The organism is Marinibactrum halimedae, from assembly GCF_021234875.1.
GTDB classification, from domain to species: domain Bacteria; phylum Pseudomonadota; class Gammaproteobacteria; order Pseudomonadales; family Cellvibrionaceae; genus Marinibactrum; species Marinibactrum halimedae.
Map to the genome: position 1 here is coordinate 14,199 of NZ_JAJQVM010000021.1, position 24,741 is coordinate 38,939.

Annotated in this window: 22 protein-coding genes; 12 read left to right on the forward strand and 10 right to left on the reverse strand. The window is 43.6% G+C overall.

Going from position 1 to position 24,741, the window contains the following annotated elements; genetic code table 11:
* Both LU351_RS12775 and ppsA read right to left on the reverse strand, forming a co-directional pair.
* Entirely contained in the window at nucleotides 1–579 is a 579-nt protein-coding gene (locus LU351_RS12775; protein ID WP_232594469.1) for a hypothetical protein, read from the reverse strand.
* A 632-nt stretch (nucleotides 580–1,211) separates the two neighbouring features.
* Nucleotides 1,212–3,578, reverse strand: coding sequence for a phosphoenolpyruvate synthase (gene ppsA / locus LU351_RS12780; RefSeq protein ID WP_232594470.1), 2,367 nt, complete (start codon nucleotides 3,576–3,578; stop codon nucleotides 1,212–1,214).
* 506 nt (nucleotides 3,579–4,084) lie between these two features.
* Here ppsA and ppsR point away from each other — a divergent pair.
* A complete protein-coding gene (gene ppsR / locus LU351_RS12785) occupies nucleotides 4,085–4,903 on the forward strand; it encodes a posphoenolpyruvate synthetase regulatory kinase/phosphorylase PpsR (RefSeq protein ID WP_232594472.1) in 819 nt (272 codons plus the stop codon).
* Between the two features lie 70 nt (nucleotides 4,904–4,973).
* Nucleotides 4,974–6,368, forward strand: coding sequence for a leucyl aminopeptidase family protein (locus LU351_RS12790; protein WP_232594473.1), 1,395 nt, complete (start codon nucleotides 4,974–4,976; stop codon nucleotides 6,366–6,368).
* Nucleotides 6,369–6,410: 42 nt separating this feature from the next.
* Here LU351_RS12790 and LU351_RS12795 read toward each other — a convergent pair whose 3' ends face one another.
* Complete coding sequence (locus LU351_RS12795; protein ID WP_232594474.1) at nucleotides 6,411–6,806, reverse strand: hypothetical protein; 396 nt, start codon at nucleotides 6,804–6,806, stop codon at nucleotides 6,411–6,413.
* 1,731 nt (nucleotides 6,807–8,537) lie between these two features.
* On the opposite strand from LU351_RS12795, the gene moaC reads away from it, so the two are divergent.
* From moaC to LU351_RS12820, 5 genes are all read left to right on the forward strand, one after another.
* On the forward strand, nucleotides 8,538–9,020 hold the full coding sequence (moaC, locus tag LU351_RS12800) for a cyclic pyranopterin monophosphate synthase MoaC (RefSeq protein ID WP_232594475.1): 483 nt from the start codon (nucleotides 8,538–8,540) through the stop codon (nucleotides 9,018–9,020).
* 346 nt (nucleotides 9,021–9,366) lie between these two features.
* Nucleotides 9,367–9,636 (forward strand): molybdopterin converting factor subunit 1, encoded by a 270-nt coding sequence (gene moaD / locus LU351_RS12805; protein WP_232594476.1) that lies wholly within the window; start codon nucleotides 9,367–9,369, stop codon nucleotides 9,634–9,636.
* 15 nt (nucleotides 9,637–9,651) lie between these two features.
* On the forward strand, nucleotides 9,652–10,116 hold the full coding sequence (gene moaE, locus LU351_RS12810; protein ID WP_416053956.1) for a molybdopterin synthase catalytic subunit MoaE: 465 nt from the start codon (nucleotides 9,652–9,654) through the stop codon (nucleotides 10,114–10,116).
* A 15-nt stretch (nucleotides 10,117–10,131) separates the two neighbouring features.
* Complete coding sequence (locus LU351_RS12815) at nucleotides 10,132–10,401, forward strand: hypothetical protein (RefSeq protein ID WP_232594478.1); 270 nt, start codon at nucleotides 10,132–10,134, stop codon at nucleotides 10,399–10,401.
* A 423-nt stretch (nucleotides 10,402–10,824) separates the two neighbouring features.
* Nucleotides 10,825–11,151 carry a hypothetical protein gene (locus LU351_RS12820; protein WP_232594479.1) on the forward strand — a complete coding sequence of 109 codons (327 nt, stop codon included), beginning with the start codon at nucleotides 10,825–10,827 and terminating at the stop codon, nucleotides 11,149–11,151.
* Between the two features lie 75 nt (nucleotides 11,152–11,226).
* Here LU351_RS12820 and putP read toward each other — a convergent pair whose 3' ends face one another.
* On the reverse strand, nucleotides 11,227–12,708 hold the full coding sequence (gene putP, locus LU351_RS12825) for a sodium/proline symporter PutP (RefSeq protein ID WP_232594480.1): 1,482 nt from the start codon (nucleotides 12,706–12,708) through the stop codon (nucleotides 11,227–11,229).
* A gap of 418 nt (nucleotides 12,709–13,126) precedes the next feature.
* Nucleotides 13,127–14,245 (reverse strand): alanine dehydrogenase, encoded by a 1,119-nt coding sequence (ald, locus tag LU351_RS12830; protein WP_232594481.1) that lies wholly within the window; start codon nucleotides 14,243–14,245, stop codon nucleotides 13,127–13,129.
* Nucleotides 14,246–14,611: 366 nt separating this feature from the next.
* On the opposite strand from ald, the gene LU351_RS12835 reads away from it, so the two are divergent.
* Nucleotides 14,612–15,091, forward strand: coding sequence for an Lrp/AsnC ligand binding domain-containing protein (locus LU351_RS12835; protein WP_232594482.1), 480 nt, complete (start codon nucleotides 14,612–14,614; stop codon nucleotides 15,089–15,091).
* Between the two features lie 176 nt (nucleotides 15,092–15,267).
* On the opposite strand, the gene rlmB is transcribed toward LU351_RS12835, so the two are convergent.
* Nucleotides 15,268–16,014 (reverse strand): 23S rRNA (guanosine(2251)-2'-O)-methyltransferase RlmB, encoded by a 747-nt coding sequence (gene rlmB / locus LU351_RS12840; protein ID WP_232594483.1) that lies wholly within the window; start codon nucleotides 16,012–16,014, stop codon nucleotides 15,268–15,270.
* Between the two features lie 358 nt (nucleotides 16,015–16,372).
* On the opposite strand from rlmB, the gene LU351_RS12845 reads away from it, so the two are divergent.
* Together LU351_RS12845 and LU351_RS12850 are read left to right on the forward strand one after the other, a co-directional pair.
* Nucleotides 16,373–17,263 carry an N-acetylmuramidase family protein gene (locus tag LU351_RS12845; RefSeq protein ID WP_232594484.1) on the forward strand — a complete coding sequence of 297 codons (891 nt, stop codon included), beginning with the start codon at nucleotides 16,373–16,375 and terminating at the stop codon, nucleotides 17,261–17,263.
* Between the two features lie 89 nt (nucleotides 17,264–17,352).
* Nucleotides 17,353–18,153, forward strand: coding sequence for an AsmA family protein (locus tag LU351_RS12850; RefSeq protein ID WP_232594485.1), 801 nt, complete (start codon nucleotides 17,353–17,355; stop codon nucleotides 18,151–18,153).
* A gap of 119 nt (nucleotides 18,154–18,272) precedes the next feature.
* On the opposite strand, the gene LU351_RS12855 is transcribed toward LU351_RS12850, so the two are convergent.
* Genes LU351_RS12855 through LU351_RS12865 form a run of 3 tightly spaced genes read right to left on the reverse strand, consistent with a single transcriptional unit; the run spans nucleotide 18,273 to nucleotide 21,749 of the window.
* Entirely contained in the window at nucleotides 18,273–19,259 is a 987-nt protein-coding gene (locus LU351_RS12855) for a GGDEF domain-containing protein (RefSeq protein WP_232594486.1), read from the reverse strand.
* Nucleotides 19,260–19,272: 13 nt separating this feature from the next.
* Nucleotides 19,273–20,910 (reverse strand): FAD-dependent oxidoreductase, encoded by a 1,638-nt coding sequence (locus LU351_RS12860; RefSeq protein ID WP_232594487.1) that lies wholly within the window; start codon nucleotides 20,908–20,910, stop codon nucleotides 19,273–19,275.
* A complete protein-coding gene (locus tag LU351_RS12865; RefSeq protein WP_232594488.1) occupies nucleotides 20,907–21,749 on the reverse strand; it encodes an HDOD domain-containing protein in 843 nt (280 codons plus the stop codon). Before LU351_RS12865 ends, LU351_RS12860 begins: the two co-directional genes overlap by 4 nt.
* A 301-nt stretch (nucleotides 21,750–22,050) precedes the next feature.
* On the opposite strand from LU351_RS12865, the gene LU351_RS12870 reads away from it, so the two are divergent.
* On the forward strand, nucleotides 22,051–22,314 hold the full coding sequence (locus LU351_RS12870; protein WP_232594489.1) for a hypothetical protein: 264 nt from the start codon (nucleotides 22,051–22,053) through the stop codon (nucleotides 22,312–22,314).
* Here the strand turns inward: LU351_RS12870 and LU351_RS12875 are convergent.
* Nucleotides 22,311–23,501 (reverse strand): TonB family protein, encoded by a 1,191-nt coding sequence (locus LU351_RS12875; RefSeq protein ID WP_232594490.1) that lies wholly within the window; start codon nucleotides 23,499–23,501, stop codon nucleotides 22,311–22,313. The genes LU351_RS12870 and LU351_RS12875 overlap by 4 nt on opposite strands.
* Before the next feature lie 432 nt (nucleotides 23,502–23,933).
* On the opposite strand from LU351_RS12875, the gene LU351_RS12880 reads away from it, so the two are divergent.
* The gene (locus LU351_RS12880) at nucleotides 23,934–24,656 is read left to right on the forward strand and encodes a cyclic nucleotide-binding domain-containing protein (RefSeq protein WP_232594491.1); all 723 of its coding nucleotides are present in this window, start codon (nucleotides 23,934–23,936) and stop codon (nucleotides 24,654–24,656) included.
* Nucleotides 24,657–24,741 lie beyond the last annotated feature (85 nt).

The following is a 24,741-nucleotide window of genomic DNA, read 5'->3' on the forward strand; positions in this document are numbered from 1 at the left end:
TTAATAGAGTACGGTATTAATCGCAGAGTGCGGTGAATAATTTGAATGCAAAAATATTTTTAAATCGGCTTGTTGCTGAAATTGCTTGAATAATCCTTCTTGTTTCATCGTTCTAAGGGTGGTTGACACCAAAGGCACAAGGTGGCGATATTTTTTATGAAGGAATGCGTGGGCGGTAAAGTGCTCCATTATCCCGGCTACGTACAATCGGTGAGCAGGCAGTAAATCGCGGTTATTGAACAAACTTAATGCGCGCATGTGTGACAAAATTAAAATATCGGTTCGGTTTGTCAGTAGCATCTTGATACCTTGGTCGCTTCGTGTGATCGGGCGCAGATGATGTTTAGGTAATAGTCTTGAAAGGGCATTTTCACACGCCAGTGTACCGGTACTGCAGCTGACTCGTAAATCTGTTCCTGAGAGAGCTTCCCAGCCATCCAGTTTCAAGTTAGGGTCATCGGTGATGGCAATAAAGGCATTATCCCAATGCGGCTCTTCCACCCTGACTAAAAAAGGGTAATGTTTATCGTATTTGAATATTCGGGACAATTCCCCATCGACTTCTTGCTGGAAAGCCATTGAGGTGGCCCTTTTGAGAGGGGCGTATTGGTAGTGAAACTTGAGACCTAAACGCCGGAATGCCTCGGTATACACTAAGTTTAGATACTTTCCATCGGGACTATCAATGGGCCTTGAAACTGCCAAAGAGATTTCTTTTTTTCCAAACGCCACAGACGGTTGGAATAGTGTGAGAAGGATGCTTGGCACTAACCATATTATCTTGGGCCATATGATCTTGGGCCATATGATTTTGGCCCATACGATTTTGGCTTGCATGGACATATTCAATAACCTGCTCATCCGATTTTTCACCTACAGCGTTTTTCATACTATGTAAAAAAGATTAAGTAAGAATGTCCCCATAGAAATAAATCGTCGTTAAAAAGACGAATATAGATGCAAAATCAATGCGTTTATAGTCTGTCTCAAATGAGTTTGTTCAAAAATAATCTGTTTGAAAATAGAATAGTCTCACTCGATGATGACAAATTATAGAGTGGATGTCTTGTGAGTAGAATTATACTTAAGTCGTGAAGTAAGCAAGTGTTGGTGGGAGTGTACAGAAGTGTTAATAAAAAAGGGCCATTTTCGGCCCGTTTTTATTTTACTTATTTAGTGGGTCACCACTTTATTGATGTACTTTTTATCCGTTATGTGTTTTCGGATAAGAACATCCAGGTGCTTTGCACCGTGTCTGGTGTTAGGGAGACAGAACTGATGTTTTGCTCCATTAGCCACTTCGCGAGGTCGGGGTGATCTGAGGGGCCTTGACCGCAAATACCCACGTATTTCCCTTGTGCTCGGCAAGCTTCAATGGCCATGGATAGCATCTTTTTCACGGCGTCATTGCGTTCATCGAAAAGGTGGGCAATAAGCCCCGAATCGCGATCTAAGCCTAGCGTTAGCTGCGTCATGTCATTGGAGCCGATCGAAAAGCCATCAAAGTGTTCTAAAAATTCGTTGGCCAGAAGCGCGTTAGAAGGCAGTTCGCACATCATCATAAGTTTTAAACCGTTTTCACCGCGCACCAAGCCGTTTTCTGCAAGGATCTTTTCAACCGCTTGAGCTTCGCTGACAGTGCGAACAAAAGGAATCATTAGCCATACATTGGTTAGGCCCAGTTTTTCTCGGACTTTTTTCATGGCTTTGCATTCAAGCTCAAAGCAATCCCGGAAGCTATCTGCAATGTAGCGCGATGCGCCTCGGAATCCGATCATGGGATTCTCTTCTTCTGGCTCGAATTGTTGTCCGCCAACCAGGTTGGCGTATTCATTCGATTTGAAATCGGACATCCGCACAATGACTTTATTGGGGTAAAACGCACCTGCAATCGTGGCCACACCTTCCACAATTTTTTCAATGTAGAAGTCCACTGGTGAGTCATAACCGGCGGTCATGGCATTGATGGTTTCTTTTAGCTCAGGCGACTGATCGTCGTAGTTGAGTAACGCTTTTGGGTGAATACCGATTTGTCGGTTAATGATAAATTCCAGTCGAGCCAGACCAACGCCTTTGTTGGGGAGCATGGCAAAGCTCATAGCGCGATCGGGGTTTGCCACATTCATCATGACATCAATGGGGAGGTCTGGCATTTCAGAGATATCTGAGGTGATGACGTCAAATTCCAACAAGCCTTCCCAAATGTTGCCAGTATCACCCTCGGCGCAGCTTACCGTGACCGCTTGCCCCGTCGTCAGTTGGCTAGTGGCATTGTCACACCCGACCACCGCTGGAATTCCGAGCTCACGGGCGATAATGGCAGCATGACAAGTGCGTCCACCACGGTTGGTGACGATGGCGGCACACCGTTTCATTACCGGCTCCCAGTCTGGGTCGGTCATGTCGGTCACGAGCACATCGCCTTGCTGAACTTGATCCATTTCGTCCAAGCCGCTTACTACGCGCACCGTACCGGCACCAATTTTTTCACCGATAGATCGACCTTCCACTAATACGGTACTGGTCTCTTTTAAGCGATAACGCTCCATCGCGGTGGTGCTGCTTTGGCTTCTTACGGTTTCAGGACGAGCCTGCAGTATGTAGATCTTACCATCGTCACCGTCTTTGCCCCATTCAATGTCCATCGGGCGGCCGTAGTGTTTTTCAATCACCATGGCTTGTTTGGCCAGCTCCAATACATCGTCGTCGGTGATGCAGTACTGGTTGCTGAGCGTGTTATCTACATCCACCACTTCTACGGATTTACCGGCTTCTGCGCTGGCGCCATACACCATTTTTTCGGCTTTTGACCCCAGCTTTCGCCGGATGATACTGCGAAAGCCTGCCTCCATTGTGGGTTTATGCACATAGAATTCATCGGGGTTCACGGCACCTTGTACTACCATTTCGCCTAAGCCGTAGGATGCGGTGATGAACACCATATCAGGGTGGCCAGATTCGGTGTCTAATGTGAACATCACGCCAGAGGCACCGGTCTCACTGCGGCACATGCGTTGTATGCCGGCAGACAACGCGACATCTTTGTGATTAAAGCCTTGGTGGACGCGATAGGAAATAGCGCGGTCATTAAACAGGGAGGCAAAGACTTCTTTCACGGAGTGCAAAACGTTGTCTATGCCGCGAATATTAAGAAAGGTTTCTTGCTGACCGGCGAAGGAGGCATCGGGTAAATCCTCTGCAGTGGCTGAAGAACGCACGGCAACAGAAATATCGGTAAGGTCTCCACACAGTGTGGTGTAGCCTTCCCGAATCGCCGCTTCTAATTCTGGCGTGAAAGGAGTCTCGACGACCCACTGGCGAATTTGTTTCCCCGCTTCGGCCAGTGCTTTCACGTCTTCGATATCGAGTTTGTCCAACAAGGCGTGTATGCGTTCGTCGAGTCCACTTTGTTGAAGAAACTGACGAAATGCATCCGCAGTGGTTGCATACCCCGTAGGTACGGAAACGCCAAGGTTAGTGAGGTTACTGATCATCTCTCCGAGAGAAGCGTTTTTACCGCCCACCCGGTCGACGTCGTTCATACCCAATTGCTCAAATGGGAGAGTCTGATCCGTCACGTTGAGTCCTCGTGTTTTTAGTGTGGTGAATACGTATGGTGTTTAATGTTTAAGTGAAGCGTTGCTATGGCTGCTTGCTATTGAGTTTTTTAGTCTGGTGCTAAACAGTTTAGTGCTAATTCTCAAGCTGTTTGGAAAACATACCGACCTCGGCTTAAGGTTTTTAGAGGGAATATCCGAATGTGGTTGTTTTTTCATCTTGTTCGTCGCCATATGTGGTTTATGCGGCAGATAAACGCCGTATTTTGACTGCATTTTTTATTGGTATCCGGTGATCATACCTAACTCGCTTGATCCAATTGGTAACCATTTCGCTCACATCTGCTGTATATGCGATTGGAATAATAAACAAATTTAACCTGATGACGCGGTAAATATGAGGATTTTTTAATGGTAAAACGGATTTTTGTAATAAACTTTCGTAATAAATCGATATAAACAGAAATTGTTTATTTCCTACAGGTTTTGCTCGTTTACTCGCGCCGTTTATTTAAGAGAGCTGCTTCATGATTACTCGATACGCATTTTACATCTCAGATAGCACGGGCATTACTTCTGAGACATTAGGTAATGCCCTTTTACCACTGTTCAAAGAAACGACTTTCCGTAAAGTACATCTCCCTTACACCGATAGCATGGAGAAGGCAGAGGTTGCGGTAGAGCAAATCAACCAAGCCCATGAAGCATCGGGTTTAAAGCCATTGATTTTCGATACCATTATGAACCCAGATATTCGTGACAAAATTGCCAGTTCCAACGGTTTTTTGATGGATATTATCGGCACATTTTTGCCGGCGTTAGAGAAGGAATTAGGGGCGGTATCTTCGTACAAGGTAGGGCAAAGCCACGATAATCCAGCGGAAGATCGCGCTTTACGACGAATGAACGCGGTTAACTATGCTTTGGATAATGATGATGGCGCAAAGACCAAATATTACAAAGATGCGGATGTCATATTGGTTGGGGTATCACGAAGTGCAAAAACACCTACTTGTTTATACATTGCTATGCAGTTTGGTATTTTTGCAGCAAATTATCCTTTAACGGAAGAAGATCTTAATAAGGGAACACTGCCAAAAAGTTTATTGCCTTACAAAAATAAATTGTTTGCTTTAACCATTGCACCAAAACGTCTTTCTTGTATTCGCCAAGAGCGACGAGCAGACTCTCGTTATGCATCATTGAAGCAATGTGAATGGGAAACAAAAGAAGCTGAATTTTTGTATCGTAAATGGGGCATTCCAATGATTAATACGACGTCTATTTCTGTGGAAGAAATTACCACACATATTATTGTGAGTAAAAATTTACAACGACGGGTATAAAAATAACGGTTAAGACAGTATTTGTTCGTTTTAGCACAACATTCGAGTGACAATAAAAATAGGTTTGGGTATGACAATGTGTATTAATTTCGGTGATCAGGGAACACCACTATTAATTTTAAAAGAAGAAGAGTATGAGGGGTGGTTGAATTCGCAAACACCGGCAACCGCTAAGTGGCTTAAGGCAATGAATTACCAAGGTGAAGGGTTAGCATTATTGCCTGATGCGGAAGGCGAAATGGCGTTGGCGCTGTGGGTAAGTCGCGACGACGGGGATTGGTTTCACTGTGGAAATCTGCCCACTTCCTTACCTGCTGGTGATTATCATTTACAGTTGAGCCCTTTTGAAGGAGGTGATAACAACACTTGGTTGGAATCCATTGTTTTTTCTTGGGCGGTTGGTTCATATGAGTTTACGGAATTTAAAACGAAAAAGCGTAAAAATAACAGTAGTACTCTCTATGTAAATTCTTCATACCAAGCGGTGGTTGAGCGCTCTCAAAAATTAGCGGATGCGGTATACCTTGTTCGTGATTTAATCAATACACCACCAGACTCCATGATGCCGCAACATTTGCAATCGGTTGTTGATCATCTTGCACAAGAATTCGGAGCAACATCAACGCATGTGATCGGGGAGGCGTTGCTGGAACAAAACTTCCCGGCGATTCATGCTGTAGGTCGAGCCAGTGTTCATGCTCCACGATTATTGGATTTAACGTGGGGCAATCCAGATCATCCAAAAGTGACCCTGGTAGGGAAAGGTGTTTGTTTTGATAGTGGTGGCTTGGATTTGAAGCCGGCCAATGCTATGCGCAACATGAAAAAAGACATGGGTGGTGCGGCTCATACAATTGGTTTGGCGCGATTGATAATGTCTTTTAACCTTCCTGTTAGGCTTCGTTTATTGGTACCCGCTGTGGAAAATGCAGTCTCTGGAGATGCATTTCGACCGGGTGATGTGCTGCAAACCCGAAAGGGGTTGACGGTAGAAGTGGATAATACCGACGCAGAAGGCCGATTGGTTTTATGTGATGCACTTTTTGAAGCCTGTAATGATAATCCAGATGTGCTGATCGATTTTGCAACGCTAACAGGGGCTTGTCGGGTGGCATTGGGTACGGAGTTGCCGGGGATGTTTACCAATTCTGACGATTTGTCAGAAGGAATTCAGGCAGGTGGCCTTGAGGTGGGTGACCCAGTCTGGAGATTACCTTTACATCAACCTTATAGAGATCATTTGAAAAGTGATGTGGCAGATATGGTGAATTGTGCTGCCTCACCTTTTGGTGGTGCCATCACGGCGGGGCTTTTTTTGGAAGAATTCATCAGCGAAGACACACCTTGGGTGCATTTTGATGTGATGGCTTGGAATAATCGCAAGCTCCCAGGTCGCCCTATTGGTGGAGAGGCAATGGGTATACGTGCGGTATTTTCTTACCTAGAAGATTGGATATTGGGATAAGCGAGTTTGCCATGCGAGTTGTGTCCGCATGGCAGGCCTATATTACGCGGCTGACTTCAATTCATACGCAATTGTGCGGTTTTGGTTTTTGATGGCAAATTCATCAGCCAACCCCGCACTGGCATCAAAGTAACGCATTCCGCTCATGTGGCGGAAGCTGTCTTTTTTGGCTTCAAACCAATCGCTCTCAAATACAACCTCGACTTCGTTCATAGGCTCGTAGTAGCTGACGGGTTTGTCATCATCAATTTGAAACCAATAAAGTTCACACCCATCAATTGTGTATTCTAAGTTACGATTTAATAAACCCTCGGTTAGGTTTTTTAATGCTGGGTCACGTTTATCCAGAGCGGAATTTACAACGCGAGCGCCATTGAGTTCAAAGGCCACTTGCCCATGGTGAAATCTACGGAGTCTTACTGCAACATGTTTTAACATTTTTTACTCGTTTGTCTCTGTATTTCAAAGAGTCTCTATTGTGCGGGTCGCACAAATTAATTTAGGGTGTCGATCTCTGTTTACAACATAGGTGTTAATTCGGTAGAGAGTGACTTCAACCGATGTTATTGAAAACCACGTTAGATCAACACTTTAGTGCTTGGTGCTTTTATACCCTATACCTACTTATCCAGGATGTTTGTTTGCTTGTAAACTCGCGTAACTGGTATTTTACTTATTTTATTGATTTCTATTACGCATTTCCTGTGATGCGACACTTTGCTGAGTTTAACTTAACTCGCCTTTCACAGGTATCACAATTTTATTCAGTAAGGGGGCTCTTATCTAGAGTCACTTTACCGAGCGGTTCTTTAACCCAGATTGTCTCTTACCTAGATTGTCTCTCACCTATATTTTCGCATTTCCCTGCATATGTCTGGGCTAGGTAGTGCAAAGGAGCCAAATTCAATTGATCAATTGAATTGTCTTTACTGGACCACTTATAAGGTGGGCTTTATAAGCTCACTCTCTATAGGTTATATTTTTTTCCCTTATTACTTCAATACCCTTTTGGTCGAACCAGCGGCGACTGTATTTTAATGGGGTAAAGTTAATAATACAGATCTAGACGCTATTCTATGTCAACTATTATAAGGTTTGTTGTCGCCCATCCACCTTAATGAGTCTGACGGTTCTCATTGTTGTTTATGGGCAAAAATCTCATCGAAAATTTTACAGTTTTTGATAATATCATACGGTCATGATACGCCAAACTGTGATTTTAATGTGATGAAAAAACAAAATAAGCCAGTTTTGTGAAATATTTGCTGATTTAACGTTTTGGTATCTTTGCCGCTACAAACAGCACATTGTGACTTAAAGTTTACTGACCGTTGCCCACCTACAAGCCTATTTTAGGTTGTGACTCCATGCCATGATATTACGATCTGCTTAACCATTTGCAAGACCTTCTTATGGATTGTCTTATGGCTTTATTTGGTTAAGTGTTTATTCTTACTTTTAAATTTAAGCTTCCAAAGACGCATTTCAGTACGGATTCCACACCATTTTGACTGACTATGGCTTGTTAATTTGGTGCAAAAAGCGATATTTTAAGTCTGATGTTCAACTTGTCTTTGTGTGGTGGCTAATAAACAGCCACTTCGGTGTCAATTAAAAACAAAAAAGTCGACTCACGAAGTCTACTTTCATGGGAGTATATCGGCATATTCTGTATCTGCATTTTGATATGTGTATAGCTCAAAATACTGAATAATTTAAACAATATAACCCATTTTGTTTTTAGCTAAGACCATTTAGCGATGTAATATGTAGTCTGATTTAATCCAAAAACTGCAGTGCAATAGTGGCAATGCAACCTGTCAATCTAACAATTGTGACTAATACATAGATTATCAGTCATGAAATTCGATACTTATCGTTCGAATCAAAATAAATACGTTGCGTATTCTTGGGTTAGATTTACGTGATCGAATTTTGTTCTTTTTTGTATTTGAAGATTAAATCGCGCGCATATTAATGCTTATTGACTATTAAACGCAAGTTTTCACTGATTTAAAAAGGCAATTTATCGCGTTATTACCACTCTATTGTATTAAAGTATCGTATTTACTCAAAATATTTCAACTGTTCAAGCTATACGATTATTTTTTATTTGTCATAGTTAGGCAATATGGTCATTACTGAGAAGAAGTCTTACGGAGTAAGTTTATGAAAGAACTAACGCATATTAATGCAAAGGGCGAGGCTCATATGGTTGATGTGAGTCATAAGTCGGTGACGTTGCGTGAGGCTCGGGCGCAGGCCGTGATCACCATGCAGGAGGAGACGTTACAGATGATTCTTGAGGGTGGTCATAAGAAAGGGGATGTCTTGGCTGTCGCGCGCATAGCGGGTATTCAGGCAGCGAAGAAAACACCTGATTTGATTCCGCTATGTCACCCTTTGATGCTGACTTCGGTCTCTGTTGAGCTTCAACCAGATCTGGATCGTAAACAGGTTGTTATTTTTGCAACATGTCGAATCTCTTCCCAAACCGGAGTGGAAATGGAAGCCTTAACGGCGGTGTCGGTTGCGGCTTTGACTTTATTTGATATGTGCAAGGCTGTGGATAAAACGATGACTATCACAGATACCAGGGTGTTGAGTAAATCAGGCGGTCAATCGGGTGACTGGTATTCAGAGGACAAATGACCTGATATTTTCACTTAATCGGTGTTGGAGCCAAGGCGTGGCGCAATATGTCGGGTCTTTGTGGTAGGCAAATCTAGAGTGTTAAAACAACATTCGTACTCGACTTGAGTTTTGGCTTGATGTGAATTGTCATTGAAAAGTGTGTATTGGCGCGAATAGAGGTAGACGGTCTGCACCAAGCATGAGCAAATACAGACAGCACATTTCGAAATTGCAGGGCTGATTCTGAGTATACCTCGGTTTTTGAATAGCCCACTTTTTTTTATAACCCAGTGTTTTAGCCTAGCCAGTGTTCTCAACAGATCAGTGTATCAGGTGGATAGCATCAAATTTTTATGAGCTTTGTATGATAAAAGTACTTTTTTTTGCCAGTTTGCGCGACAAATTGGGCGTGTCTGAATTAGCGGTATCAATCGACCAGTTGACGGCCATTTCCCATGAGACCTCTGTTGAGGTGTTGGTAAAACATTTATCGAGTCAAAATGCACAATGGGGAGATATATTGAATAGCGATGCTTCGTTGCTGATTGCAATTAATCAAACCATGGTCGAATCCAATACGGTCATTCATGATGGCGATGAGGTCGCATTGTTTCCACCGGTAACGGGGGGCTGATCAATGAGTGATGATATTATTGTGGTTCAAGAAGAAGACTTTTCTCACACGCAGTTGTACGACCAGCTTCGCAGTTATTCTGGTCAGGGGGGAGCAATTGTGACCTTTACTGGTTTGGTCAGAGATTTTCATAGCGATGAAAACGTTGATCGTGAAACTGTCTCTGGAATTTTCCTTGAATATTATCCGGGCATGACAGAGTCGTCGTTGAAGTCAATTGTCGCTTTGGCAAGAGAGCGATGGTCATTGTGTGCTGTGTCGGTTGTGCATCGAGTAGGAGAATTGCAGCCAAAAGACCAAATTGTTTTCGTGGGGGTTTGCAGTGAACATCGTCAAGCGGCTTTTGAGGCTTCCCACTTCATTATGGATTATTTAAAAACACAAGCCCCTTTTTGGAAGAAAGAGCGTCGAGCCAGCGGTGATTGTTGGGTTGATGCAAAAACCAGCGATACCTTAGCGGCACAACGTTGGAAGGGGTAAGTTCACTGTAGAGTTATGGCGAAGTTTGAAAAAGGTAAGCGGTTTCTTAAAGATCATTATTTAGCTACATCATCGGTCATTTTTAAACAATTTAAATGGGGTGCTGTTCTCTTTTTTTTGGGGTTGGTGTTAGTTTATGCGGCATTTAAAATGGAGCCTTCTTTATCACAGGAATGGGTATTGTTACTGGGATTGATTCTGGTTGGGGTAGGTTTTTTAATGGCGATGATGGCTCAGGTTCGGATGTTAATTAGCCGAATACTCAGGTTTTGGTTAGATAAGTAAAATAGGGAGGTGAGTGATTTTAATAATACATGTTAATAATACATGGGTAATGCTCAGTTTTGTTTTTATTCATATTTTATTTACTTTTTATTCATACTTTTGTGATTGTCTCTCTGTTGAGAGAAAAAATAGCTGATTTTGGCGTGCTTATCTGAATTTTGGCGTTATATATGTTTTATAAAGACTGTGCTTTCAATAAAAGCACGTTTCTACTGACCAGTGGTATTATTAGTTTAATTTTCTTTTGATAAGGCGTTTATCAAATGTTTTTAAAAAAATTACTTCATAAAAAAGTGCCACAAATCTTCCCACAGTGTGAAACCCTCCCCCGTTCGAAATTTTGTTTTTGATTAAAATTGGTGTTCATGTCAAAACTATAAACATCGCTTTTCATCGTGTTTCTTTACAGCTAGGAACGGTTGATTGAGCGATAATATTCGTATCGTGGGGCTGTACATTATGACTTCTGAGCAGTTGAAATTTTTAGCAACCAACAATATGCCGCTGTCTTGCTTGTGGTTGCTGGCTTACCTTCATGAAAATGGGCCAAGTTATCTGAGTGATATTACGAAGCTTGCACCCGTCAAGCGCCGAGCATTAGAGCGTATGCTTTATGAACGTAATGTAGACGTATTAGTGGCTTGCTCCTTACCTCCTCAGAGAGAAGAAGGTGGAACCAAGCCGAAATCGGTGGGCATAAAATTGACACGAAAAGGCACGATGTTAGCGAAAAAATTGGTTGCTATATAATATTTCTACAGTAGTCGATACATTTTTAAAAAAGCCTCATCACGAGGCTTTTTTACGTTCTGTCGACATGTATTCTTAATATCGACTTTTTTCGCCATTTTTCTTAAGGTTTGTTGATGCTCTGTGTGCATTTTTTTGAGAGAACAGCGACACGATAACGATTATTACTGAGGCCAGCACAATACCCGGTACAATTTCATAAAGGTCAAACACTCCACCTTTTAACTGCTTCCAGATTAATACCGTCACACCACCGGTAATAATGCCCGCTAAGGTGCCTTTGCTGGTAATACCAGGCCAGTATAAAGTGAACAATAAAGCAGGGCCAAAGGCGGCTCCAAACCCTGCCCATGCGTAAGCAACAAGCCCGAGAACTTTACTGTCTGGTTCCAGTGCCAGCATCATGGCGATTAACGCAATACTGACAACGGCAAGGCGGCTGACAACCATCAAGTGTTTATGATTGATTTGGGTATCGGAGCGTTTTATCCATCGATAATAAATATCTTCCGTTAGGGCAGAGGATGCGACTAGCAATTGTGAATCGGCCGTTGACATGATGGCTGCCATAATGGCGGCCAATAATACTCCAGCAACGACCGGATGAAACAGTGCTTGGACTAACACCATGAATACGGTTTCAGAATCTTCCAGTGGCGTAGATAAATACCCCAGTCCGTAAATACCAACACATAATGCGGCGATTAACGACAGCGCCGTCCAGCTAACGGCGATTTGTTTGGCAGGCTTAATGGCATCCACAGAATGGATGGCTTTGAAGCGTGAAAGAATGTGTGGTTGGCCAAAATAACCGAGTCCCCAGGCCAGTAAGGAAAGTGTGGCAATAAAGCCGATGTGGCTGCCGTCGTTATTGATTAATGGGTTAGCTAAGGTGGGATTGTGTTGGTTGAGCACTTCCCAAGGAGAGTCACCAAGAACATTCATGAGGGTCAGTGGTACAACGATTAAAGCGGCTATCATCAGTAAGCCTTGTACCAGATCCGTCCAGGCAACGGCCAAAAAACCACCAAATAATGTGTAAGAAACGACAGCTATCGTGCCAATGACCACGGCCCATTGGTAATTAAAGCCAAAGACTTCTTGGAATAGTTTTCCCCCGGCCACTAAGCCTGAGCTGGTGTAAAAAATAAAAAAGATCAAAATCACAATGGCTGAAATAATTCGTAAACCTTGGTGATTGTTAAAACGATTGGCAAAAAATTCGGGAAGGGTTAAGGCATCGTCTAAACGCTGAGATTGTTCTCGCAGCTTGGGTGCAACCCAATGCCAGTTTGCCCAGGTTCCCAGAAACAACCCCAGTGCTAGCCAAGCCGCATTAAAACCCTCTAAATAGGCGTAACCAGGCAACCCTAATAGCAACCAGCCAGACATGTCGGAAGCAGCGGCAGACATCGCAATAGGCCAAGGGCCTAAGCGTCGTCCGCCTAGAATAAAATCAGAGAGGTTTTCCGTTTTTCGATAAGCCCATAACCCAATCGCGAGCATGCCGAACAAATAGAAAATAAACGTTACATAGATGGCGGTCGTGTGTGTCATAAGCGAGGGTCGTTATTGTTAAATTTATTGAATATTAATGGCAAGTATCATGGCCGTTTAGAAGCTGCATTCTTATACACCGAAATACTGACATCAAGTAGACAGTCTTAGTCGGGCGTTTTTAAGGGCATGAATCTTTGAAAAGAAACGGTTGTTTACGAAAAGAGGTGGGTGATTACTTTGATATTCAAAAGCTCCCCAACAAAGCTGGGGAGCTTGAGAAGGTTTAATTCGGAGAAAATACTCAATGGCTTTGGGGTAAAAAGCACTCAGTAAAATTATTAGGAGGAGTCTACTGTTTAGTATGCTCCGATTAAACCAAAGGGCCATCATCCTTGAGTGGCGTTGGGGTTTTTGATTCTTTTATGAAGGCACGCTTTAAGTTTCTGTAAAGAAATAGGTGTTTACCAAAATGCGCTTACTGAATATTCAGCACCTCTTCTGCGGTGACAAAGTCATAATTTAGCGCCTCTGCTACTGCTTTACAGGTCACTTGCCCTTTGTGCACATTTAATCCGTTACGCAGGTGTTCATTTTTCATTAGTGCTTCTAAACCTTGATTGGCCAAGCTGACCGCAAAAGGCAGTGTGGCATTGGTTAAGGCAAAGGTTGAGGTGCGGGCAACGGCACCAGGCATATTGGCGACACAGTAATGGACAACGCCATCAATAACATAAGTGGGTTCTTGATGCGTGGTGGGTTGGCTGGTTTCAAAACAGCCGCCTTGATCAATGGCGACATCTACCAGTACCGACCCCGGTTTCATTAAGCTCAGCATGTCTCGGGTAACTAACTTTGGCGCAGCGGCACCCGGAATTAATACGGCTCCAATCACTAGGTCACAGGTTTTCAACTGCTCTTCAATGGCGTCTTTAGTGCTGAAAAGTGTTTTCAATTGTGGGCCATAGAGATCATCTAACTGCTTCAACCGGCCCAAAGAACGATCCAGAATAGTGACATCGGCGCCCATGCCCATCGCAATGCGCGCGGCATTGATACCGACGACGCCACCACCAATGACACAGACTTTTCCGGGGGCAACACCTGGTACACCACCGAGAAGCACACCACTACCACCTTGGGCTTTTTCAAGGCTGTGCGCACCTTCTTGAATGGATAAGCGTCCCGCTACTTCTGACATAGGGGCAAGCAGTGGTAATCCGCCCTGTGCATCGGTAATGGTTTCATAAGCGATGGCGCTTACGCCGGATTCCAACAGAAGTTTGGTTTGTTCTGGGTCTGGTGCCAAATGCAGGTAGGTAAACAGCAACTGCCCTTCACGAAGCATGGCGCATTCTACAGGCTGAGGCTCTTTGACTTTGATGATCATCTCTGCCCGAGCAAAGATCTCTTCCGCTGAATCGACAATCTCAGCGCCAGCTTCAAGGTATTGCTCATTAGTGAGTCCAATGGCGGTGCCTCCATCATGTTGAATCATGACTTGATGACCGTTCTCCACCAACTCTTTCACACCAGCAGGGGTGAGCCCGATACGGTATTCATGATTCTTGATTTCTTTAGGTACGCCAATGAGCATTGTCTAAATCTCCGCTCTTGCCTAGCTCATACAATATTTGAGTTAGGAGTGTTGTGTTGTGAATATTTCGCAGTCGTGATGAGCTGCTTTTGATGAGGAGAATCTTACTGAGGTTGCGACAGTACTTTTTATGTTTATTCAGTAAATAGACGTCAAAAACAGAATGATTTGCTGAATATAGGTAAAATGACAGAATGACGTTGACTGTTCAGTGCTTAAAAAAGCAAGCCCCTTAATCGGGAGCGCCTTGAAGTTAGAGAGTTAGAGCACGTAAAGAGTCAGAGTACGTAAAAAGTAGAGTACGTAAAAAGTAGAGTACGTAAAAAGTAGAGTGTGTAAAGAGCGGGAGAGTAAAGGGGGAAAGGTATGCAAATAAAGAAGTCTTTGAGTCGTATCGATGCCAATATATTGCGTGAATTGCAAAGAGATGGCCGGATTACTTACGCCGAATTGGCACGTCGGGTTGGCTTGACCACCAGCCCGTGTTTAGAGCGGGTAAAACGGTTAGAACGGGACGGCGTCATACAAGGCTATACGGCTATATTAAACCCCGATTATCTGGATGCGGGGCTAGTTGTGTTCGTACAGATTCGCCTAACCAGGACGTCACAAGACATCTTTGAAGAGTTTAAACATGCAGCCATGGCCTTAGAGCCAGTGCAGGAGTGTTATTTGGTCTCGGGAAATTTTGATTATCTGATCAAGGCGCGAGTTCCCGATATGCATGCGTATCGAATTTTTTTGGGAGAAACCTTACTGACGTTACCGGGAGTTCAAGAATCGACCAGTTACGTGGTCATGGAGCAGGTTAAGGAAACATTGAATATTTCCATTCCCTATTCCTGAATCTCATTCTTTATATGTAGATATTCTTTAATACCTTTTCATAACGGCTAGTACTTTTATTTGAGTCGTTCGTTTATTGGACTCGTACCTTTATTTGAGCGGCATATTTTTTTGAGTAATACCTTTTTTGAGGTATTACTCATCGAACATTTTTTATCAAGTCGATGGGGTCGGTTTTATTCCGCTTCTCGACGTTGCCTAACGGCTTCAAACAGAGCAATCCCGGTGGCTACAGATACATTGAGGCTGCTGACTTCGCCCGCCATGGTGAGCTTCACAAGGTGGTCGCAATATTCTCGTGTTAGTCGGCGCATACCTTTACCTTCGGCGCCCATCACCAATGCGATCGGTCCTTTTAAATCGGCATCGTACAGCTCCGTTGTTGCCTCACCTGCAGTACCGATTATCCAAACTCCCGCCTCTTGCAAGTCTTTAAGGGTGCGCGCCAAATTCGTCACCAATACATAGGGCACAATATCGGCTGCGCCGCAGGCGATTTTTCGAGCAACAGCATTTAAGCTGGCAGAATTATCTTTAGGGGCAATAACCGCATGCACACCTGCTGCTTCAGCAGTACGAAGACAAGCGCCAAGGTTATGAGGGTCTGTCACCCCGTCCAATACAAGGAAAAAAGGCGTGAGGTTGTCATTGTCTAAAATATGCTGCAAATGATGTTCGGAATAAGTTTCACCGGGTTGGGCAATGGCGACGACACCTTGATGATTTCCATCCACCAATTTATCCAGTGCAGAACGGTGTAATCCCTGTATGGGGATATTGGCGTTGTTGGCGGCATTTATTATTTTTTGTAAACGCTGATCTTTTCTGTCTTTTAAGACACGCAGTTCAACAACTCGGTGTGGGGCAGTTTTCAGTAAAGTCTGTACGGCATGTAAACCGAAGACGTAATCATGTTTGGCCAAGGCAATATCTCATTGTTTTAAAAAAGAGGGCTTCCGGCTGAGCGGTTTTCCTGCTTCATGGTTTCTTACGAAGTCGTTTTCTTATGCTAAGTATAATCGAAGCTCATCAAGGGTTAATACTCCGCTGTTATTCTGTTCATGAAGGGTACTTTCTTGTCTCGGGAAACCTTTCTAAGCTATGGGTATCTTAAGAATTAACCTATTGCGTAGGAGTACGTCTGGAGTATATGGGTTGATTATTTTTCATCAGTCATGGAGAAATGTCGTATACAAAAACGGTTTTAGTCCCTTGTTTCATACTGGTTTTTAGAGGGGCGATATTGGGTTTGTTCATTAAAACGATTCATGGGAGAGAACTATGGAAGCGCTCAAGATACAGGCCTCTGTTGGGGCTGGAGGCGTCAATCAGAAAGAGGATGTTAAGCAGGTTCAGTTGGCGCTGAATACCTTGTCAAAAGTGATTGGGCTTGAAAAACAACTCTTGGTGGATGGCAGCGTTGGGTCGAATCCAGACAACTCAAAGACCATTCAAGCCATTGGTCAGTTTCAACAAGTGGTACTAAAAACAGCACGTCCAGATGGTCGTATTGATCCAGGGAAAAACACTCACAAAGCCATCCACTCGGCATTGGAAAAACAAGAAAAAAATATCTTGCCGTGGATATTCGTGCCACGCATTGTGCCAAAACAAGGGCTATCAGATAAAGATTTCATCGCTGCCGCACACACCTTATCTTGTGAAGTGGCTGCGGTGAAAGCCGTCTCTGATGTGGAGTCCTCTGGAAAAGGCTTTTTCGATAACGGTGCTCCGGTCTTGCTTTTTGAAGCTCATCATTTTTCAAAATTTACCGAAGGCCGCTACAACGAGAGTCACCCTTCTATTTCCAGTAAACAGTGGGATCGGTCATTGTACTTTGGGGGTGAACGAGAGTATTTACGTTTACAGGAAGCGGTTCAGCTGGATCGTTCTGCAGCCCTAAAGTCGGCTTCTTATGGTCGCTATCAATTGATGGGGTTTAATCATCACCTTGCTGGGTACGATGATGTGGATGCGTTGGTAACGGATATGTTTTTGGATGAACGACATCATTTAATGGCGTTTGTCCGTTTTATTCAATCCAATACCGCTATGCACCAGGCCATTAAGTCGAAAGATTGGGCGTCGTTTGCCAGAGCTTACAATGGTCCAAGCTATGCTCAAAATCAATACGATGAACGTTTGTCTAACGCTTATCAGCAGCTGGTTTAGTGAGATATTCACTGCTTAACCTAAAAGATCAAATGATTTAAGGTGTTGATCACTACGGAACTATCTTATTCATTGAGGTTGGAGACAGTATGAAAGTCGTTAAAGTGTTATTGGTTTTAGGTGTATTGGTGATTGCGGGGGTGGTTGGACTGGCCTTTTTTGGTCTATCTAAAATAAACGACATTGTTGAAATGGCGGTCGAACAGGCCGGTCCTACGGTAACAAACACGTCGGTATTATTGGATGGGGCCGATATTGAATTACTGGAAGGGCGTGGTGAATTGAATGGGTTGAGTATCGCCAACCCGGAAGGGTACTCTGACAATAATGTCTTTGAAATGGGAAAAGTGGTTTTTGCTATCGATCCTCAGTCTGTGCAGAGTGATGTCATTGTCATAAAAGAAATTACGATAGACGGTGCGCAGTTATTGGCGGAACACAAAAACCTTAAAGACACCAACCTTGGCGCGTTAATGGATAACATCAAAAAAATGGGCAAAGGAAGTACAGCGTCTAAGTCTGAATCACAATCAAACCCCAGTGCAGGTGACGATGGTCAGCCATTACAATTTGCGGTAAATAAGTTTTCTTTTACGAATGGCAATATTGCTCTTAAATCAGAGCAGCTGGGAGACTATGCCCTGAAACTGCCGAAAATTACATTGGCCAATATTGGCAGTGCAGAACAAGGTTTGACAGCAACGGAATTGGCCGAGACTCTGCTTAAGCCTGTTGTGAAAAAAGCGCAAGATACCGTAGCAAAACGAATTGAAGAAGAAGTGGGCGGCAAAGCAGAAGACGCTTTAAAAGAAAAACTTAAGGAGAAGCTTAGCGATAAAGATAAGGAAAAAATTGAAGGCTTAAAATCACTCTTGAAAGGCGGAAGCTGACTTTTGACCCCCTTCATCAAGCAAGGTGTTCTTGTTAATGGAGGGGGACTGCATCAAATTCCAGTGACTTTAGAATAGTTATTTAGTGCTATTGTTATGTAGGATTTCCGTTGTTAAAACTAGGAAAAATCATCTTTGTTTGGATCAAATGGCGTTATGGGTTCGTTGAAATTAGGTCTGTCATCGGCAATTTCAACCCGGTTTTTCCCCAAGGCTTTGGCTCGGTACATGGCGGAATCGGCTCTTTGACGGAGCTCGACTAACGTTTCATCATTGCGATAAGTGGCTATACCAATACTGGCTGTGACTTTTCCTACGGGAGGAATGGTCGTCTCCGATAAACGTTTGCCAATGCTTTCGGCAAGGGCGACGGCGTTCTCTTCATCCGTATTGAACATCACCACTTCAAACTCTTCTCCCCCCATGCGGGCCAGCTTATCATTCTCACCCGTTTGTTCATTAATGACCTCAGCGGTGACCTGTAAAACAATATCACCAATGTGGTGACCGTAGGTATCATTGACGCGCTTAAAGTTGTCTAAATCGATAACCATTAACGACATATCACAGGTCCCTCTAGGGGGATGTGTTAAATAACTTTCGATCAATGAATCCATGTACCGGCGGTTGAAGGTTTTGGTGAGTGGATCAATTGTGGATTCTTCTTCTAGGGTTTTTACAAGGAGGTCATAATGGGTTTGCCATGTGTAAAAGCCCGTGAGTAAAAGAACCAGTGCAGAAATAAAGGTAATGTTTTCCGCAAATAGGGCGTATAAATCATTGAGCTCCGTTAACTCGTCCATGAGGTCGGTCAACATAGAAATGAGTAATAATGAAAATGCCAAAGACAATTGAAAATACGCACGAGCATTGTATTGAAGGCGTTGCACCATCGCCAAAATGGCGCTGACTTGTAAAATAATGCAGCTCTCAATCCATAGGTCTAGAGTGGAAATGGAGGTTTTTCTCTCAAACTGCGTTAAACAAATAACGGCGTTAACGGGTAAAAAAAGAAGTAGGCTAACCAATACCGCACGCATTGCAAAAAAGCTTTTACTGGTATTAATTGCATCAATGCTGACGCCTTCGCGTATTGAGAGTTTCATTTTCTTTATCAATTTAACACCCCTTTTGTTGAAGGATGTTAAGCGCAGCAGCGGTGTACGCGTAGGTATCGGTGCTGGAGCTCATGGGGCTGTGGATAAAGTCTTCCAAGGTGTAATGATGAGTCAGTGCCATTCGGGCAATCTCAATCAATTCACACGCGCCGGTGCCAATAATAAAGGCACCAATAATAGCGTCTGTTTCTGTATCGGCAAATAAGCTCAGTGTGCCTGTGGCGGACATGATGCCCATGTTGTTCCAAACCGCTTGCTGTTCTAAAGTTCGATAGAGCTGGCTACGTCCAATGACTATTGAGTTGTTTACTTGGGAGTTGTTTATTTGGGGGGCGTCTAGTAAGGCGTCATCATACGATTCTTCGATATGAGTTGTGGGGCGTTGAGGTAACACGTAGGGAGCTATTTCCCCGACGTAGGCCATCTCTGGAAATCCATAAAAACGTGTTGGAATCCAATGATTTGGCTTGCCCTGTTGTTGTTTTGAAAGGGGTAAGGTTGATGCTTGCAATATCGTGTCTATCACTTCTCTGCCCTGGACGCTTGCTTCTTCCGGGGAGCAATTTATGTCGGTCAAGCGCCCGATGGCGTAAATATTATCAACCTGTGTTTGATAGGTTGTTGCTAGTCTCACCGTATTATTGTCGTCCATTTTGAGATCTGTATCTTCGACATTTAATGCTTGGGTGTTCGGTATTGTCTGCTCAAAGATGAAGACTTTTTCGGTCTCGATTAAGGTTCCATCGCTGAGTTCACAAAAGGTATTCCCCACCGACTCCCAGTAGATTCGAGTTACTTGATTTTCGGGAATCCAATATCCATTTTGAGATAAAAAGTGCGATAGAAACTGATCTTGTAACTCTTTCGATTGATCTGGCATGGGAGCCAGGCTGTGACTAATTAAGGTGACTGAAACCCCTAATGTTTGTAAAACTGAAGCAGTTTCACATGCCTTGATGTTATTGCCAACAATCACTAATTTTTTCGGTAAATACAGAATAGATAAAAAAGATTCGTGATCGAAACAGTGCTCGTGGTCAATGACCCATCTATTTTCATTCGTAGAGGGTTGATCTTTAACAATATGGTTTTTGGGGTTTTGATCTACAGCATGAGCACCACAAGCTAAAATAATTTGCTGTGCTTTGAGCGTAAGAGGAGGTTGCTGTATCCGTGAAATGCTCAATGTATTATTGTCTTTGAAACGCGCATGTCCATGGATGCGAAGTAAATTCGTGTGAGTTAAACGTTGCAGTACGCGTTCGTGTTCACTCTCTAATACTTCTTCCATGTTAATTAGTGCGCGCATTTCGGTTTCTCCCGGACGAGCTGCAAGGCAAGCTGGGATTAGGCTGGCAGAAGTCACTTTTTGGAGTACATTTTGGTATAAACGTCGGCTCGCTATAGAGCCAAAAACTTCACTGGTTCCTCCAAAATACTTGGCGCGTTCAATGAGGGCTACACGCTTTCCCGAAAATGCAGCGTGTAAAGCGGCAGATTGCCCGGCAGGGCCACTGCCTATGACGGCAATATCAACTTCTGTCATCTCCTGGAGCGGGTTCTCTTGATCGTGCTCTAAAATAACAGGTACTGGGTTAGATTCAGGTGTGTTTGTTTGGGGTGTATCTGGGTACGTCATACCGTCATGGCTTCCAGCGTATTGTGTACGATACTCGAGTGTTCCAGTAAGGCGTGAATATCGTCTTCATAAAAATTTAAAAATGCTAATGCATCGGATTGAAGCAGCTCTTCTTCAGAAATCTGCTGGGTAATCTGCCAGCGTGAAAGCAATGCGCCTGCACTGACGGCGGCCGTTTGGTCTTTTGCAGTGGGTGCTTCTGGCCAAAGGTTAGTAAAGGCGATTACCTCTCCAACAATTTCAGGCATGTCCCAAGCAATGGCCACACGTTTACCCATAGCGCGGCTGAATTTTTGAGATAAGTTTAGTATTTCATCGTGAGTAATGCTGCTCTCAGTATTAATGTCGCACAGTAATTGAAGGCTTACGGGAGTGCCAATCGAGTGTAAGAGCCCACATAAAAAGGTGGCTTCAACATCGCGTTTGCAGCTTTTAGCGATTTCTTTAGACCACAGTGCGGTACCTAAGGCATGTTTCCAAATATGGTCGATGTCTTTTTCAAATCCGGCAGCTTTAAACATTTTTCCACTGACCGATGCCGCAAGGGCAATCTCGCTGATGAGATTCATGCCCAAGCGAGTAATGGCTTGTTGAAAAGAGACCAGGGTAATATTCGGGGAATAAGCAGCGGAGTTGGCAATGCGCATCACGTGCATCGCCAATGCTTGGTCACTTTGAATCAATTCCGCCAATTCGTCAGCGGTGGAGGTCGCATCTTGGGTAATTTGAATTACTCTTGAGGCAACCGCTGGCAACATGGGCACGTTTAACTCGCCGCGTGCGGCATGGGCTTTCAAATTCTGTGCAAGTTCCAGTGCTGCGTTGCTGAGCTCTACCATGCCACCTGCCTAATTTGTTTTTTCTCCACGTTGTGTTCCTGTTTATTTCCGTTAATTATTTCAGTCGAACCGTGATTTAGCTTGAGAGATTTTTGATGTGATCATAAAAACGTTTTTTCATATCTACCCCTTGGTATCTCGGCATTGTGTTATCGAGGTGGGTGAAGGTAAAGGAAGTTATTGATATGAAAATTGCCGGTTTCTGGGCAAGATGAGTATTACTAGGTGCGACTTTGGACTTCATTTGTCTCATGACCTCTAGGATAAAGTTCCTCATGTATAGCCAAATTGTAGATGACGAATGAATAAGAGGGCGGAGTTTTACGCTTGTGTAACCAAAGTTTCTCTTATTATAGAAATAAAACCTTATCTGGGAGGTGTTTGGGGCAGTCAACTTGAGCGGTTTGTTGTGAGTGGATATTTTATGCCGGTTTGTGCTCGCCTATTGATGTCGTTCGCTGCCCATAGAATCCAGTTGCCGAACTCATGGGTCGCCATTCGCCCTCACTACGATAAATCGGGCGAATATGGCTTATGCTTGAGCGTTGAAGAAGCGTTTTGCTAATCGGGTAAGCGGAATACAATAGGCAAAGTAAAATCATATCTTTCACCCTGCATTTCTTTCGGCATTGGCGGAAATGGATTGGCCGCCTTCACGGCTCTTAATGCCTCTTTGTTAAGAGATCGGTATTGGGATTCACTGATGTTTTTGGCAGTAAGAATATTACCACCGCGATCAATAATGATTTGCACCTGCACGCTGCCCTCTTCTTCCTTGCTCATCGCACGCCGGGGGTATTTGAGATATTTATAGGCCCATTTGAGCAGTTTTGACTGATACAGTTGTCGGCTTAACAGGCTTTCTACGGTCAGTGCTTCAAACTCTTCATCGCCATCTTCTAGGAAGTCTTCTTCGAGCTCATCTTCTGTAACTAAAGCAATGACCTGTTTTGGTTTTGGCTTGGGTTTTGGAGCAGGTTTCGCTTTGGGTTTGACAGGTGTTTGTGCAACTTTGGGCGGCGCAACCGCGACAGGCGTTGGTACTGAAACGGGCTCAACGTTTGCGGATGCGATTTGTGCGGGTTTTTCAGATGCTTCTTTATCGGCCTCTTCTTCATTCGGAGAAAGCCAGCTATTAATGTCAGCAGTGCGTGCCGAGCTTGGCTCGATACTTCGAAAGCGCTGCAGAACATCGCCATTGGTTGAGCCAGCTTTTAATAAGTTTTCTTTAAAGGTAGTAGAGAGGGGGACTGAGCCTACCCAGGTTCTCAGTAAGATATTGAACAACCCAGTGCTTTCAACGTTACCTAATGTGATGCCATTCAGTGAAATAGTGATAGGAGCGTTGATTGGGGCATCAATCACCACTTGGTCGCCAGGCAAGAGTGATTTAATGAATAGGTTATTAAAAGTCACCATATTTTCTGCTTCGGCGGTCAATTGTGAGGCGCTGTTATTAATACTAACGCCTTCTACCCACATACGTGCAAACCTACGAGGGGTAAGTTTGCGCAAGACACGTAGCTCCATGCGTCGGTGTTGGTTGGTTTGGAAGAGTTCATCCGGGCTGTTAGTTAAGTATTCTGCATAGACGGCGGCAATGAAATGATCTTTGCCCAGTTGCTGGTGTACGGAGAGGCCATTGAGAAAGGGCTCTCCAGTAGCTGTGTGGGATAAAAAGATAAACACAAAGAGTAGCCAATGATAAAAACTGCGATAGAACGGAGGTTTCTTATGTGATTTTATCGGCATTCTTTAATCTCTCACTGATTTTTTGTTGTCTATATTTTTATAGGTGCTTGGTGAAGGGAATGATGAACTCGACGTTTTTGTAAAGTACAACTAAGGAGTACATCTGTGAAGTACATCGCCCTCTAATAAGTCTAGTATCAGAAAAAAGTATTAATCGCAACTATATGACAATATCAATTGGCGCCATAAATACCTTAGTTGGTGGCCTAAGTTATTGAAAATGAAGGACCTTTTGATGTTAGCTTTTAAAATTTGAACCAGTCAGTCTTTTTCTTCCAAAGGCAGTGTTTAAATCTGACAATAAAGAAAATAAACAGGTGCCTAGTAGGAGAACAGCGGCTGGTGAGTTGATACGTTTTGGGAAATATTCATTGGAAAACACTTTGAATATCAGGCGCCATAAAACAACAAAGCACTATGAAGTAATGAGTTATGCGAATTCAAAGTATTGTACAAACAGACGCACAGGCGATTGACCGCTTGTTAAATTATATTCCATTTTTTCGACAAGTGAGAAGTCAGGACAAACAGCAGTATGACTTTTTACTGAGTGAATCCCGCTTAGTGGATGTCAGCCCAGGGGAGCAGCTCTTGTCGTCGGGTGAGTTTGATCAGCGAGTCTATTTTCTACTTAAAGGTGAGTTAGAGGTTATTGTAAATCGCTCAGATGGTCTATCTCAGGTGGTTAACACGATTACTCCTGGTGAGCTATTTGGCGATTTGTCCATGCTACTAGGGGGGCCGCGTAGTGCTAATGTTGCTGTAGACAAAAATGGTAAGCCCGCGCTGGTGTTTGGTACTAATTTTTCGTTGTTCAGCAATTTGACCGATTTTAATTCTATCTCACTGCTAACAAAGTTGGCGTATTATCGCAATGTTGTGCATAACCTGCGATGGAAATTAGAAGTCTATCGTAGTCAACAGCCCAACAGTATTATTTCTAGCGAGCATCGTAAACTACGCTTATTTACTGGCCCACAAAATACTGAAGAAGAGCTTCATGCTTTGCATGAACAAGCAAAAGCGATGGCTCAGATGTTGATTTCTTGGAATCGTGAGTTAAGTGCTGAAAACCTCAATTATGCTCAAAAAGAACCCGCGACATTCAATTTATTAGTCCAAGAACTATCGGTTGGCGGGCGCGGGCATAACTGAGCCAGAGTGAACCAAAATAGACTAAGAGAGATTGCCGGAATAGCGTGTGGTTAATTTATAATAAACGACAATAATCATGCCATTT

Bases quoted from the DNA above. Each gene is read 5' to 3' on its own strand.
- LU351_RS12775 (WP_232594469.1), bottom strand. From the start codon at position 579: ATGGCTTTCCAGCAAGAAGTCGATGGGGAATTGTCCCGAATATTCAAA.
- ppsR (WP_232594472.1), top strand. From the start codon at position 4,085: ATGATTACTCGATACGCATTTTACATCTCAGATAGCACGGGCATTACT.
- LU351_RS12790 (WP_232594473.1), top strand. From the start codon at position 4,974: ATGACAATGTGTATTAATTTCGGTGATCAGGGAACACCACTATTAATT.
- LU351_RS12795 (WP_232594474.1), bottom strand. From the start codon at position 6,806: ATGTTAAAACATGTTGCAGTAAGACTCCGTAGATTTCACCATGGGCAA.
- moaC (WP_232594475.1), top strand. From the start codon at position 8,538: ATGAAAGAACTAACGCATATTAATGCAAAGGGCGAGGCTCATATGGTT.
- moaD (WP_232594476.1), top strand. From the start codon at position 9,367: ATGATAAAAGTACTTTTTTTTGCCAGTTTGCGCGACAAATTGGGCGTG.
- LU351_RS12815 (WP_232594478.1), top strand. From the start codon at position 10,132: ATGGCGAAGTTTGAAAAAGGTAAGCGGTTTCTTAAAGATCATTATTTA.
- putP (WP_232594480.1), bottom strand. From the start codon at position 12,708: ATGACACACACGACCGCCATCTATGTAACGTTTATTTTCTATTTGTTC.
- ald (WP_232594481.1), bottom strand. From the start codon at position 14,245: ATGCTCATTGGCGTACCTAAAGAAATCAAGAATCATGAATACCGTATC.
- LU351_RS12835 (WP_232594482.1), top strand. From the start codon at position 14,612: ATGCAAATAAAGAAGTCTTTGAGTCGTATCGATGCCAATATATTGCGT.
- LU351_RS12845 (WP_232594484.1), top strand. From the start codon at position 16,373: ATGGAAGCGCTCAAGATACAGGCCTCTGTTGGGGCTGGAGGCGTCAAT.
- LU351_RS12850 (WP_232594485.1), top strand. From the start codon at position 17,353: ATGAAAGTCGTTAAAGTGTTATTGGTTTTAGGTGTATTGGTGATTGCG.
- LU351_RS12855 (WP_232594486.1), bottom strand. From the start codon at position 19,259: ATGAAACTCTCAATACGCGAAGGCGTCAGCATTGATGCAATTAATACC.
- LU351_RS12860 (WP_232594487.1), bottom strand. From the start codon at position 20,910: ATGACGTACCCAGATACACCCCAAACAAACACACCTGAATCTAACCCA.
- LU351_RS12865 (WP_232594488.1), bottom strand. From the start codon at position 21,749: ATGGTAGAGCTCAGCAACGCAGCACTGGAACTTGCACAGAATTTGAAA.
- LU351_RS12870 (WP_232594489.1), top strand. From the start codon at position 22,051: ATGAATAAGAGGGCGGAGTTTTACGCTTGTGTAACCAAAGTTTCTCTT.
- LU351_RS12875 (WP_232594490.1), bottom strand. From the start codon at position 23,501: ATGCCGATAAAATCACATAAGAAACCTCCGTTCTATCGCAGTTTTTAT.
- LU351_RS12880 (WP_232594491.1), top strand. From the start codon at position 23,934: ATGCGAATTCAAAGTATTGTACAAACAGACGCACAGGCGATTGACCGC.